The sequence below is a fragment of the Mycobacterium stomatepiae genome, from assembly GCF_010731715.1.
GTDB classification, from domain to species: Bacteria; Actinomycetota; Actinomycetes; order Mycobacteriales; family Mycobacteriaceae; genus Mycobacterium; species Mycobacterium stomatepiae.
This window is the reverse complement of the sequence record NZ_AP022587.1, coordinates 2,820,012-2,832,356: the sequence shown is the minus strand read 5'-3', so window position 1 is coordinate 2,832,356 and position 12,345 is coordinate 2,820,012. Positions and strand designations below refer to the sequence as shown.

The following is a 12,345-nucleotide window of genomic DNA, read 5'->3' as shown; positions in this document are numbered from 1 at the left end:
CAAGCCTGGACCGACCGCCAACTCCAGTCCGGGCGAGCGTCCCGGACCCGATCCAAATAGTGGAGGGCTCCAATCGTGGCGAAGGTGAATATCAAGCCACTCGAGGACAAGATTCTCGTGCAGGCCAACGAGGCCGAGACCACGACCGCTTCCGGTCTGGTCATTCCTGACACCGCCAAGGAGAAGCCGCAAGAAGGCACCGTCGTCGCAGTCGGCCCCGGCCGGTGGGACGAGGATGGCGACAAGCGGATCCCGCTGGACGTCTCCGAGGGTGACACCGTCATCTACAGCAAGTACGGCGGCACCGAAATCAAGTACGGCGGCGAGGAATACCTGATCCTGTCGGCACGCGACGTGCTGGCTGTCGTTTCCAAGTAAACAACCGTGTTCCGCCCCGGCGATCCCCGCGCGCAAGCACGGGTGATTTCCGGGGCGGCACGCGTACTGGAGCTGAATTGCCCGGCTCCTCAGCACGCCGTCGGCGTGCATCGTCGCCGGGTGGAAGGAGCCTGATGAGCAAGCTTATTGAGTACGACGAAACCGCGCGTCGCGGCATCGAAGCGGGCGTGAACAAGCTCGCCGACGCGGTGCGCGTCACGCTGGGCCCGCGCGGTCGGCACGTGGTGCTGGCCAAGGCGTTCGGCGGACCGACGATCACCAACGACGGCGTCACCGTCGCACGCGAGATCGACCTGGAAGACCCATTCGAGAACCTGGGTGCCCAGCTGGTGAAGTCGGTGGCCACCAAGACCAACGACGTCGCCGGAGACGGCACCACCACGGCGACCGTGCTGGCCCAAGCGCTGATCAAGGCCGGCCTGCGACAGGTGGCCGCCGGTGCCAACCCGATCTCGCTGGGTGCCGGAATCAGCAAGGCCGCCGACGCGGTGTCCGAGGCGCTGCTGGCCGCGGCCACCCCGGTGTCCGGCAAGGACGGCATCGCCCAGGTGGCGACCGTCTCCTCGCGCGACGAGCAGGTCGGTGAGTTGGTCGGCGAGGCGATGAGCAAGGTCGGCACCGACGGCGTCGTCAGCGTCGAAGAATCGTCGACGCTGAACACCGAGCTGGAATTCACCGAGGGCGTCGGCTTCGACAAGGGTTTCCTGTCGGCGTACTTCGTGACCGACTTCGACTCGCAAGAAGCCGTGCTCGACGACCCGCTGATCCTGCTGCACCAGGAGAAGATCAGCTCGCTGCCCGACCTGCTACCGATGCTCGAAAAAGTAGCCGAATCGGGCAAGCCGCTGCTGATCATCGCCGAGGACATCGAGGGTGAAGCATTGGCGACGCTGGTGGTGAACTCCATCCGCAAGACGCTCAAGGCGGTTGCGGTCAAGTCGCCGTTCTTCGGCGACCGGCGCAAGGCCTTCCTCGAGGATCTGGCGATCGTGACGGGTGGCCAGGTGGTCAACCCCGATGCCGGTCTGGTGCTGCGCGAGGTGGGTACCGATGTGCTGGGCTCGGCCCGGCGCGTGGTGGTCAGCAAGGACGACACCATCATCGTCGAGGGCGGCGGCGCGAAAGACGCGGTGGAAAAGCGCGTCAAGCAGCTGCGCGCCGAGATCGAGAACAGCGATTCGGAATGGGATCGCGAAAAACTCCAGGAGCGGGTGGCCAAGCTGGCCGGCGGCGTGGCCGTGATCAAGGTGGGCGCTGCCACCGAGACCGCGCTCAAGGAGCGCAAGGAGAGCGTCGAGGACGCCGTCGCGGCAGCCAAGGCCGCCGTCGAGGAGGGCATCGTCGCGGGCGGCGGATCGGCGCTCATCCAGGCCGGCAAGGTGTTGGAGAAGCTGGGTAAGTCGCTGCAAGGCGACGAGGCCACGGGCGTCAACGTGTTCGCCGACGCTCTCACCGCGCCGCTGTACTGGATCGCTTCCAACGCCGGGCTCGATGGTGCGGTCGCGATCAGCAAGGTCCGAGAGCTGCCCGCGGGGCAGGGCCTGAACGCCGCGACGCTGGAGTACGGCGACCTGATCCAGCAGGGTGTCATCGACCCGGTGAAGGTCACCCGGTCGGCGGTGCTGAACGCGGCGTCGGTTGCCCGCATGGTGCTGACCACCGAGACGGCGGTCGTCGAGAAGCCCGCCGAAGAGGCGGACGACCACGGCCACGGGCACCATCACCACTAACCGAGCGGTACGAAACACCCCCGGTCATTCGGCCGGGGGTGTTTTCGTCAGAGCCCGGCGAACTTCTTGCGGACCGTGTCGATTGCTAAGCTGCCGCACCATGACGTGGGGGGCACGAGCATGAGCTATCCGCCGCAGTGGCAGCCGCCGCAACCACCGCAGTACCCGCAGCGATGGCCCCCGCCGTACCCGCCGCCGGGACCGTATCCTCCGCCTCCCTACCCGCCGCCGGGACCGTACCCGCCTTATCCACCACCCCCTCCTGCGCCGCGCAAGGCCAATCGCGTGCTGATAATCGTGCTCGCGGTCGCGGCGATCGTCGTTCTCGTACCGGTGGCGGTAGTCGGGTTTTTCGTGATCAAGGACATCGCCAGCGACGGGCGGGGCGAAACTAGGAAAGCCGCTTCCCCCACGGACTTCGATGTGGTGTGCGATGGCGGGTCGATCAGCAACGCCGCCACATACGGGAAGCCGTACAAGGTCGTCGCGTTCGCCCCGTACGACGAGCCGAACCCGATGCGCGAAATGACCAACACGCACTGGACCGGAGTAACCCTAGACTCCCGTGCCGATTATTCGGTGAGTCCCAACGACTTCCATTCGGTGAATGTTGTTGCCTGCCTTACCCGTAAGTCCGGAACCGAGGTGAAGTCACGCACCTGCGACTTGAAGACCGACTCCGGCGAGCACGTTGCCGTCGATTACTACGCCGTGCAGTACGACATCGAATTGCGCGAGGCGAGGACCGGCAAGCACATCGAACAATTGGGGGTGGTGGACGGTCCCGCCGTCGGCTGCCCGTTCCTCGTGTGGGTCAACAATCGCGATCCGAAGGTGTACGCGGACCCGGACCATGCGGCGGTCGATGCCAAGCTCGCTGAATTCGTGCAGCGGTGACCTAGAGCCCGGCGATCACGATTCCGATGCCGGCCACAATCGCGACTGACAGCGACACCAACAAGAAACTGACGATCCGCTCTTTGACCGCGGAGGCTCGATGGTCGCCGGTCGCGATCGGCGCGAGTTTGCGCCCGGCCCCCCAGGCCGCTGCGAGCAGCGATGCCACCCAGTTGGCGTAGGCGGCGTACACGATCAGCGCGACCGCGGTGACGCCCAGCGCGTCGGGCAGGTGGATGTGTGGCCATAACAGGCCGAGCACCACCAGGAACATGCCGTTGAGGACCGCCTCGAGGTGGCTGGCCAGCGCCATGCGCGGGTTCTTCAATGCCGGGATGGCGAACCCGGTGAGCAGGCCGAGCAGGAACAGGACCAGCCCGAGCGCGAAGAGCGTCGTCTGCATGTCAGCACAGTATGAGCGTCCGTCCGCTTTCGCCGCAGATTGATCTGCCCAAGCCGGAATGCAATGAGGAGGCGGCTCGGTTGTAGGAGGACATGGCTATCAGACTTGGATTGCAGATCCCGAACTTCTCCTATGGCACGTCCGTCGCTGAACTGTTTCCCGCGGTCAAGGCGCAGGTCGAAGAAGCCGAGGCGGCCGGTTTCGACACCGTTTTGCTGATGGACCACTTCTACCAGTTGCCGGGATTGGGTGAACCCGACGAACCGATGCTGGAGGCCTATACCGCGCTGGGAGCTTTGGCTTCGGTGACCGAGCGGGTGCAGCTGTCGACGCTGGTGACCGGCAATACCTACCGCAACCCGACCCTGCTCGCCAAGACGATCACGACGCTGGACGTCGTCAGTGCGGGACGGGCCATCCTCGGTATCGGAGCCGGCTGGTTCGAGCTCGAGCACCGGCAATTGGGCTTCGACTTCGACTCCTTCACCGAAAGGTTCGAAAAGCTCGAGGAGGCGCTGCAGATCATCGTCCCCATGTTGCACGGGGACCGGCCCACCTTTGACGGGAAGTGGTATCGCACCGAGAGCGCGATCAACGAGCCCCGCTACCGAGACCACATTCCGGTGATGCTCGGTGGTGGCGGTGAGAAGAAGACGTTCCGATTGGCCGCCCGCTACGCCGACCACCTCAACGTGATAGCCGATATCGACGAACTGCCCCACAAGCTGGACGTGATCCGGCAACGTTGTGCCGAAATCGACCGGGACCAGGCAACTTTGGAGACCAGTACATTGCTGACCGTCGTGCTGGAGGACGCGCCGCGCGACATCGGCGAGGCGCGCGGTGGCCGGGTAGTCGTCGGCAGTCCGGACCAGGTGGCCGACGAGATCAAGCGCCGCGTGCTCGACGTGGGCCTCGACGGCGTAATCGTCAACTTGCCGACCCACGGCTACACGCCCGGCGTCATCACCAAGGTGGGCGAGGTGCTTAGGCCGCGCGTCGACGCGTAATCTTCTCGGGGACTAGGCTGAATTCCCATGTCGCCGAAAGCTTCCCCGACAACCGCGCGCAGCGCGATCCGCGCCTTCTGGGAAGAGGAGGGCGCCCGGTACGACCAGAAGGATGCCCACGGCATCTTCTCCGAGGCCGAACGTCAGTTATGGACGGGAGCCTTGGGCGCGATCCCTCCCTCCTCCCGGGTGCTCGACATCGCGACCGGTACGGGTTTCGTCGCGCTGCTGCTGGCCGAGCTCGGTCACCAGGTGACCGGACTCGATGCGTCGCAGGCAATGCTGGCGCACGCTCGCGCCAAGGCCGTCGAGCGCGGGATGGCCATCACCTTCGTGGAGGGCGTGACCGAACGGTTGCCTTTCCCCGATGCCGGTTTCGATGCCGTGACGGCCCGGCACTTCATTTGGACCCTGGTCGAACCCGAGAAGGCTTTCGCCGAATGGCGCCGGGTTCTGACGCCGGGCGCAACGCTGGTCGCCGACTGCTCCCTGAACACGCAAGTGGCAGCGCATCATTACTCCGACGACGTCGCGGCGGCGCTGCCGTTCAGCGGCGTGGCCGACCCCGCCCCGATCGTCGACGACGACGGCGAGCGCCGGCGGGCCGTGCTGTGCGCGCGGGCCGACGCCGGCTAGCGACGCGAGGTCGTGACGGCGCGCGCGAAGTTCTCGGCGAAGACGTCACAGACCGTGTCGACGTCTGGCATCGACCACCTGGGCACATTCGGCAGCACCGGCCGGGTAAGCATGTGAATCATGATGGGGCCCAACAGTTGTTGGGCCAGCAGGGGCAGGGGTAGGTCGCGAATACGTCCGGCACGGATCTCGGCGTCGAACCAGCGGCCCAACACCGCGAGCAGCCGCGGCGGACCGTAGGCCGCCAGGGATTGCACAGCGGGACTGGTGGGCCGAGCGAAGGCCTCGGCGAAAATGGCTGGGGCAACCCGGGGTTCGCGGCTCAGCGCGTTCGCCACCGTCCGATAGAAGCCGCGCACCATCTCGAGCAGGTCATCGCTGGGGTGCGCCAGGTAGTCCTCGATGTCGAGGATTGGGCTGTGCTGTTCGAACACCGCTCGCATCAACTCGTCACGCCCGCCGAAAACCGCATGCAGGCTGTACACCGAGCATTCTGCGCGAGCGGCGACGGCTTCCAATGTTGCTGCGGCAAGCCCGGATTCACTGATCAATGCTGCCGCGGCAGCCACCGCCCGGGTGCGAACCGGGGGTAAGCCGCCGGGGTCGACGCCGGCGGCGCGAACTGCGTCGTTCAGGGCGGTGCGTGAACCGTCGAAACGCCGCAGCAGGGTGCTGCGTGAGATGCCGGCCTCTTCGGCGATCATCGCGACGGGAACGTCGGCTACGTCTCTGCCCAGTTTTTCTGCGGCGCGCAGGGCGGCCTCCACCACTTGTGGCGTCGATACCGATCGGGCCATTACCAGCTCCTCCGCGCACGTGATACATTACCCCATGTAGCCTGCAAGTGTATTCCAAAACTTCATCAGGAGCACACCATGACACAAGTTGTCCAGACCCAGGTCTGTGTCGCCGGTGGCGGGCCCGCGGGCCTCGTCCACGCTCTGCTGCTCGCCCGCGCCGGAATTCGGGTTGTCGTCTTGGAAAAACACAACGACTTCCTGCGCGACTTCCGCGGCGACACCGTGCACCCGACCACCCTGCGGATCATGGACGAGCTCGGATACATCGACGAGTTCCTGAAGCTGCCGCACACCAAGATCGACCGTCTTGCCTTCGATACCGGCGGCTCGATTCGCACCCTGGGCAACTTCACGGTGCTCAAATGGCTCGGCTTCAAGCAGCCCTACATCGCCATGATGCCGCAGTGGGATTTTCTCGACTTCCTCGCTGAAAAGGCTTCTGCCTATCCGGAATTCACCTTGATCAGGAACGCGGAGGTCACCGACCTGATCTTCGATGGCGATCGGGTGGTCGGTGTGCGCACGCCGGATCTGGAGGTCCGGGCCGAGTTGGTGGTAGCAGCCGACGGCCGCAAGTCCGCGGTGCGCACGGCGGCGGGGTTGCAGATCGCTGCCGCGCATTCTCCGATGGACGTGCTGTGGTTTCGGCTGAAATGGCGTCCCGGTGACCCTCGGGAACTGTTCGGAGTGGTCCGCAAGGGCCTGATGATGGCGATGATCTATCGCGGCGACTACTGGCAGGTCGCTTATCTGATGCCGAAGGGAGCCAGCCCTCGGGGTGGATCGCTGGAGGAGTTCAAGGAGCGGATCGTCACCGCGCAACCTCGGCTGCGGGAGCACGTCGACGGTCTGACCTCGTGGGACGACACCAGCGAGCTCGACGTGCGGGTGGACCGGCTTGAGAGCTGGTGGCGTACTGGGCTGCTGTGTATCGGCGATGCCGCGCATGCGATGTCACCGGCCGGTGGGGTCGGCATCAATCTCGCGGTCGCCGACGCCGTGGCCGCGGCCAACATCCTGTGCGAGCCGCTGCGCGAAGGCCGGGTGACCGACGCCAACCTGGCCAAGGTGCAGCGCCGTCGAGAGCTGCCCACCCGGATCATCCAGGCGGCTCAGGTGCTGGTGCAGGACAAAGCGGTCGCGCCCAATCTGAGCGGTGACCTGTCCCCGATCCAGATTCCGAAGATCATCGGATGGGGCCCGCTGCAAGCGATTCCGCCGATTTTTGTCGGGCGCGGCTTCCGCCCCGAGCACGTCCGCACTCCCGACGTCCACGCGACCTGAGACCAGCACATTGCTGACCGTCGTGCTGGCGGATGCGCCGCGCGACATCGGCGAGGCGCGCGGTGGCCGGGTGGTCGTCGGCAGTCCGGACCAGGTGTGGCCGACGAGATCAAGCGCCGCGTGCTCGACGTGGGCCTCGACGGCGTGATCGTCAACCTTCCGACCCGCGGCTACACAACCGGGCTTGTCACTAGGGTCGGAGAAGTACTCGGGCCGCTCGCCGCGGTCGGGGAGGAGGAGAGCATGGGCGGTCTGCCGCAGGATTACCGGTCTCTGTACCTGGCCTATCTGAAGTGCTGTAACGAGCACGATTTCGACGGCATGGCGGCGTTTTATACCCCGACCATCAAGGTCAACGACGCTGCGATGGACCCCGCCGCCGTCGCGGCGCAATTCGCGCCGATCGTCTCGGCCTTTCCGGATTGGCATTGGGACATGCGGCACCTCGTCGTCGACGACGAATACATCTCGGTCCACTTCACCGTCACCGGCACCCATCGCGGCGTCTTCCAGGGCGTCGAGCCGACCGGTCGCCGGGTGAGCATCTCGGAGTTCACCCTGTACCGCGTCGAAGAGGGCAAGTTCGCTGAGGTCTGGGACCTCGCCGAGATGGGCGCCGTGCTGCAGCAGATCAGCCGGGACTAGCCGGTCTCGGACTGGTCGTCAAAACCGCGATCAGGTGCCGGGCGGAAGGCCCGGCCGAGTCGTCGTGGTCGGCGTCAGCATCGACGCGGTGGTGGTCGGGGTGCTGGTTCGCGCATGCGGTGCAATGGTTGCAGTCAGCGACGCGACGGCGCAGGATACGCGCTTATTCCTAGGCCCGAATTGCCCGCTTAACGGGTGCCGAAACGAAGGTGGACCTCGATGACGAGTCGCGCACTAACCCATCGGCTCGGCGCGTCGGCGCTGGCGTTCGTTGCCTACGGCGCGGTGATGCTCGTGCTGGAACGGCGCATGCGTCGCACCGGAGGTCCGGGCATCATTCCGTTTGAGCTGGCCGGCAACGCTTCTCGGGCCGAGGCCATCATGGCCCGCTGGGGCAGCGACGGCCGGCGTGCCGCGCGGATATCCACCTGGTTGGACTTCGGCTACATGACGACCTACGGCATCCTCACGGCTCAACTCGTGGAATGGGCCCGTCGGCGGCTCGGCCACCCCGCTGCCGTACCCGCCGTCGTGGGTGTTGCCGTCGCCGGCGACGCGATCGAGGGCGTCTCGCTGCTGAAGGTACTCAACGGAACCCGCGTCGCCGAGAACTCTCGACGCGCGCGGACCGCCGCCCTGATCAAATTCGCCGTGCTCGTCCTGTCCCTCGGATATGTCGTGGTGGGATCAGCGCGGCCGTCACCGCAATGACGTGGCGACCCGGACTTGCGAGGTCAGGGTCTGATGCACTGGGCAGCGCTCGGCGATGAGCAACAACCGCTCCCGTTGCGCCTCGTCGAGGTCGCCGGTCAACTCGATCTCCCGATCGATGTGATCGATCCATCCGTTCTTGGTTTCGCACTCGGCGCAGTCTTGCGCATGAATGCGCGAGTGCCGCAACGTCACTCGAACATGCTCCAGCGGCCAGCCCTTGCGTTTGGCGTACATCCGCACCGTCATCGAGGTACACGAACCCAGCGCGGCCAGTAGCAGGTCGTACGGCGTGGGCCCGGCGTCGTCGCCGGTCGGCGGTGGCTCATCGGCAACGAGCCGGTGGTGTCCGGCGGTGATCTCTTGTGTGTACGTTCCGGTGCCGGTCTCCGCGACGGTCACCGTGCCCTCGGTCGTTGTCATGCGGCCCACGCTATCGGGGTCGGCGGCCTAGCGATAACGTCGAGGACACCAACGATGGAGGTGCGTATGGCCGGGCAGATCCCGCTCGTCGATTATCTGGTCCTCGACGGCGACCATCCGCATTTGGTCGCGCACGAATGCGTCAACTGCGGTGCCAGGTACTTCGACCGGCGTAACGCCTGTGCCAAGTGCTTTGCCACCGAATTCACCACCGTCGCGGTCGCGACCGAGGGCACGGTGCGCGCGTTCACCATCGTGGCATTCGCGGCGCCCGGGATTCCGACCCCGTTCGTGGCCGCGGTGGTCGATTGCGACGGAACTCAGGTGCGCGCCAACCTCATCAACGTCGAGCCCGATCCCGAGCACGTCTTCGACGGCATGAAAGTACGTCTGGCCACCCACCCGATCGGCACCGACTCGGCGGGTACCGAGGCAATCGGATTCGGCTTCGAGCCCGTCGCGTAAAGGAGTAAACGATGAGCGCAAGCGATGAGATCTGGATCCTCGGCATCCAGATGACCAAGTTCGGCAAGCACCCCGAACTCGACACCGTCGACCTGGCGGCCGAGGCTGCCATGGGCGCGCTGTCGGATGGGGGCGTCACGATGGCGGACATCGGCGTGATCGCCGCGGGCAACCTGATGAACGCGAATGCCAGTGTCGGACAACAGCTTCAGAAACAAATCGGCCAGACCGGCATCCCTGTGTACAACGTCGCCAATGCCTGCGCGACCGGCGCCACGGCGCTGCGCACCGCCATCATGGCCGTCAAGGCCGGCGAGGTGGATTATGGCCTGGCGGTCGGTGTCGAGAAGCTCGCGGGTGCCGGTCTGCTGGCGGGCGGTTCCATGACAAAGGACGCCGACACCTGGACGCCGGCCGGCCGCTACGGCGCGGTGGCGGGGATCGACGGCCGGATCGGGACCGAGACGATGCCGGGCGTCTTCGCTCAGATCGGGGTCGAGTACGGCCACAAGTACGGCGGCACCAGCTTCGAGTTGTTCGCCAAGATCAGCGAGAAGAACCACGCCCACTCCACGCTGAATCCGCTTGCGTCGTACCAGAAACGGTTCACTCTCGAGCAGATCATGAACGACGTGATGATCGCGTACCCGAACACCCGCCCGATGTGCTCGGCGAACTGCGACGGCGCCGCGGCCGCCGTCGTGTGCAGTGGCGAGACCCTGAAGTCACTGTCGCTCGAGCAGCGCCGGCGCGCGGTGAAGGTGTCGGCGTCGGTCCTGACGACGGACCCGTACGAAGAAGGCTGTCAGGTGCTGCCGAATGTGAACACGCTCACCCGAAAGGCCGCGACGATCGCCTACGAGCAGGCGGGCATCGGCCCGGCCGACCTCGATCTCGTCGAATTGCACGACTGCTTCGCGACCGCCGAGCTGGTGCACTACGACAATTTGATGCTGTGCGAAGAGGGCGGCGCCGCCGACTTCTTCAACTCGGGTGCGACGTGGCGTGACGGCTCGACGCCGGTGAACGTGTCGGGTGGGCTGGAGTCCAAGGGCCATCCCATCGCCGCCACCGGGATCGCCAACGTGTGGGAGATCTGCCATCACCTGCGCGGCGAGGCGGGAGAACGCCAGATCGCCGACGCGAAGGTGGGCCTGGCTCACGTCATCGGACTCGGTTCCGCCTGCGGCGTGCACGTCCTGGAGAAGTCGACGGCGTAGTCCTCAGACCGCGAGGCCCGCGGCCGTCGCGAACACCGTGAGCTCCCGCTCGATGTCGGATCCGGCTGGCTGGTAGACGATTTCGGTGACGCCCTGCGCGGCGAGCCCGGCAACCTTCTCCGTTAGTTGCTCGGCAGTTCCGGTCAACGCCATCGACGCGGCGAACGGGATCACGTCGGCAACATGCGGCTCATCGCTGGGATTGGCTTTCACCAGATGGCCTTCGTGGATCGCGAAATGCCGCTCGTCTTCGGGATGGGCCTCGACCTTCTCCCGCCAGGCTTGCCCGCCCGGCAGTGCGTCGACCGCGGCGGCGCCGCCGCGCTCGTACATCGCGTGATAGACCACCACCGCGCCGGGCCCGGCGGCATCGGCGACGCGCGGCGACGTCAGGTCCTCGGCTTCGTCGAGCACTGTTCCGAAGCACAGCAACGCCCGCCACGCTTTCGCGGCATCGGGCTGCGGTACGGCCGCCGAGAACACGCCGTCGCCGAGTTCGGCCGCTACGGCCAACCCTTTAGGCCCGTCGGCGCCGATCAATATCGGCACATCGACCGGCCGCTTCGCCCCAAAACCGGGCAGCTGCAGCATCTTGATCTTCGCCCCCTCCCACTCCGCGGCCTCGCCGGCCAGAAGTGCCCGCAGGCACCGGACGTATTCGGCCACCCGCCGCCACGGCATCGCGCGCTGGCCCATCGCATTGCGCCCGGTGAAACCGGAACCGATGGCCACCGCGACGCGCCCCGGCGCCTGGCTCACCAGCTCGGCGATCGCCGCGGCATTGACCATCGGATGGCGCAGGCTCGGGACGAGCACCCCAGGCCCGAGGCCGATGCGCGACGTGCGCTCCGCGCAACGGGTGAGAATCATCCACACGTCGGGATAGAGAGCCGGAGAGTCGTAGAGCCACGCCCGCCGGTAACCGAGATTTTCGGCCAGCTCCGCGTGGGCCGGGGTGTCCGATGATGTGGCGAATGCACACGAGAAGTCCATCTTCGAACTCTAATGACGTGAAGGTGGGCCGCGGTGACAACACACGACTGCACCACGCCCTCACCGAGACTGAATCCGCTGCGGCCGTCAGCGCGGCGTGTCGTCGCCAGGATTTAAGTGTCGTGATCGCTGTGACGCACGGCGTCGGGTCTCCCAACGGACGCGGCCCCCGCCGCGAGGGTGGGGGCCGCGTCGAAGACGTTGGTTACGCCGAGCGCCGGATACCGCGGTTGCGGCCGATGTCGCCCTTCAGCAGCATGTCGCGCTCGGATTCAGACAGGCCACCCCAAACCCCGTATGGCTCACCGACATCCAGCGCGTGCGGCCGGCACTGCTGGATCACCGGGCACTGCCGGCACATCTCCTTAGCGCGCTGCTCACGCTGCATACGGGCACGGCCACGCTCACCGTCCGGGTGGAAGAACATCGAGGAGTCGACGCCGCGGCACAGTCCTTGCAGCTGCCAGCTCCAAATGTCTGCGTTGGGCCCAGGTAGCTGCTCCGGCTGTGGCATGGCTAGTTCCCTTCTGCACGGCGCACCCACGGGGGGTTGGGTTCGCAAAGTGAGTGTGCAACTGATTTAAGGGTGGCGTCACCGATGACTACCCGTCATTGCTAGAATTTAGGGGCGGCGGTGAATTTCCGTCAATAGGCGCTTAGTGTGACAAAGTATATACGCGTTGGAACAGAATTAACTCCGCGTTCATCCGCCACGCATTTGGCGTAGGA

15 protein-coding genes are annotated in these 12,345 nt (G+C 65.9%); 10 read left to right on the top strand and 5 right to left on the bottom strand.

Translation table 11 applies throughout. The features are described 5' to 3' along the window. The first annotated feature begins 75 nt into the window (after nt 1-75). The 3 genes from groES to G6N54_RS13200 all read left to right on the top strand — a co-directional run bounded on the left by groES (nt 76) and on the right by G6N54_RS13200 (nt 3,026). A complete protein-coding gene (gene groES / locus G6N54_RS13215) occupies nt 76-378 on the top strand; it encodes a co-chaperone GroES (protein ID WP_163790536.1) in 303 nt (100 codons plus the stop codon). A gap of 134 nt (nt 379-512) precedes the next feature. Then, nucleotides 513-2,129: a chaperonin GroEL gene (gene groL / locus G6N54_RS13210; RefSeq protein WP_163790535.1), complete on the top strand. Its 1,617-nt coding sequence runs from the start codon at nt 513-515 to the stop codon at nt 2,127-2,129. A 120-nt stretch (nt 2,130-2,249) separates the two neighbouring features. Beyond that, on the top strand, nt 2,250-3,026 hold the full coding sequence (locus G6N54_RS13200; RefSeq protein WP_232073692.1) for a hypothetical protein: 777 nt from the start codon (nt 2,250-2,252) through the stop codon (nt 3,024-3,026). Between the two features lies 1 nt (nt 3,027). On the opposite strand, the gene G6N54_RS13195 is transcribed toward G6N54_RS13200, so the two are convergent. Continuing rightward, nucleotides 3,028-3,429 carry a hydrogenase gene (locus G6N54_RS13195; RefSeq protein WP_163790534.1) on the bottom strand — a complete coding sequence of 134 codons (402 nt, stop codon included), beginning with the start codon at nt 3,427-3,429 and terminating at the stop codon, nt 3,028-3,030. A gap of 92 nt (nt 3,430-3,521) precedes the next feature. Here G6N54_RS13195 and G6N54_RS13190 point away from each other — a divergent pair, with 92 nt between their 5' ends. Further along, nucleotides 3,522-4,439, top strand: coding sequence for an LLM class F420-dependent oxidoreductase (locus tag G6N54_RS13190; protein WP_163790533.1), 918 nt, complete (start codon nt 3,522-3,524; stop codon nt 4,437-4,439). A gap of 27 nt (nt 4,440-4,466) precedes the next feature. Further along, a complete protein-coding gene (locus G6N54_RS13185) occupies nt 4,467-5,075 on the top strand; it encodes a class I SAM-dependent methyltransferase (protein WP_163790532.1) in 609 nt (202 codons plus the stop codon). Here G6N54_RS13185 and G6N54_RS13180 read toward each other — a convergent pair. Beyond that, nucleotides 5,072-5,872 carry a TetR family transcriptional regulator gene (locus G6N54_RS13180; RefSeq protein WP_163790531.1) on the bottom strand — a complete coding sequence of 267 codons (801 nt, stop codon included), beginning with the start codon at nt 5,870-5,872 and terminating at the stop codon, nt 5,072-5,074. The two genes, G6N54_RS13185 and G6N54_RS13180, sit on opposite strands and share 4 nt — an antisense overlap. Nucleotides 5,873-5,950: 78 nt before the next feature. On the opposite strand from G6N54_RS13180, the gene G6N54_RS13175 reads away from it, so the two are divergent. The 3 genes from G6N54_RS13175 (at nt 5,951) to G6N54_RS13165 (ending at nt 8,515) form a co-directional block, all read left to right on the top strand. Further along, nucleotides 5,951-7,159, top strand: coding sequence for an FAD-dependent oxidoreductase (locus G6N54_RS13175; RefSeq protein WP_163790530.1), 1,209 nt, complete (start codon nt 5,951-5,953; stop codon nt 7,157-7,159). Between the two features lie 96 nt (nt 7,160-7,255). Beyond that, entirely contained in the window at nt 7,256-7,804 is a 549-nt protein-coding gene (locus G6N54_RS13170) for an ester cyclase (protein ID WP_163790529.1), read from the top strand. Nucleotides 7,805-8,023: 219 nt separating this feature from the next. Then, on the top strand, nt 8,024-8,515 hold the full coding sequence (locus G6N54_RS13165) for a hypothetical protein (protein WP_163790528.1): 492 nt from the start codon (nt 8,024-8,026) through the stop codon (nt 8,513-8,515). Here the strand turns inward: G6N54_RS13165 and G6N54_RS13160 are convergent. Beyond that, nucleotides 8,504-8,938, bottom strand: a complete 435-nt coding sequence (locus tag G6N54_RS13160; protein ID WP_163790527.1) for an OsmC family protein — start codon at nt 8,936-8,938, stop codon at nt 8,504-8,506. The two genes, G6N54_RS13165 and G6N54_RS13160, sit on opposite strands and share 12 nt — an antisense overlap. Nucleotides 8,939-9,004: 66 nt before the next feature. Here G6N54_RS13160 and G6N54_RS13155 point away from each other — a divergent pair, with 66 nt between their 5' ends. Continuing rightward, entirely contained in the window at nt 9,005-9,403 is a 399-nt protein-coding gene (locus G6N54_RS13155; RefSeq protein ID WP_163794714.1) for a Zn-ribbon domain-containing OB-fold protein, read from the top strand. Between the two features lie 11 nt (nt 9,404-9,414). Continuing rightward, complete coding sequence (locus G6N54_RS13150) at nt 9,415-10,623, top strand: thiolase family protein (RefSeq protein ID WP_163790526.1); 1,209 nt, start codon at nt 9,415-9,417, stop codon at nt 10,621-10,623. Nucleotides 10,624-10,626: 3 nt separating this feature from the next. Here G6N54_RS13150 and G6N54_RS13145 read toward each other — a convergent pair whose 3' ends face one another. Together G6N54_RS13145 and G6N54_RS13140 are read right to left on the bottom strand one after the other, a co-directional pair. Further along, nucleotides 10,627-11,616, bottom strand: coding sequence for an LLM class flavin-dependent oxidoreductase (locus tag G6N54_RS13145; protein ID WP_163790525.1), 990 nt, complete (start codon nt 11,614-11,616; stop codon nt 10,627-10,629). Between the two features lie 205 nt (nt 11,617-11,821). Further along, nucleotides 11,822-12,130, bottom strand: coding sequence for a WhiB family transcriptional regulator (locus tag G6N54_RS13140; RefSeq protein ID WP_163790524.1), 309 nt, complete (start codon nt 12,128-12,130; stop codon nt 11,822-11,824). Nucleotides 12,131-12,345: the final 215 nt, after the last annotated feature.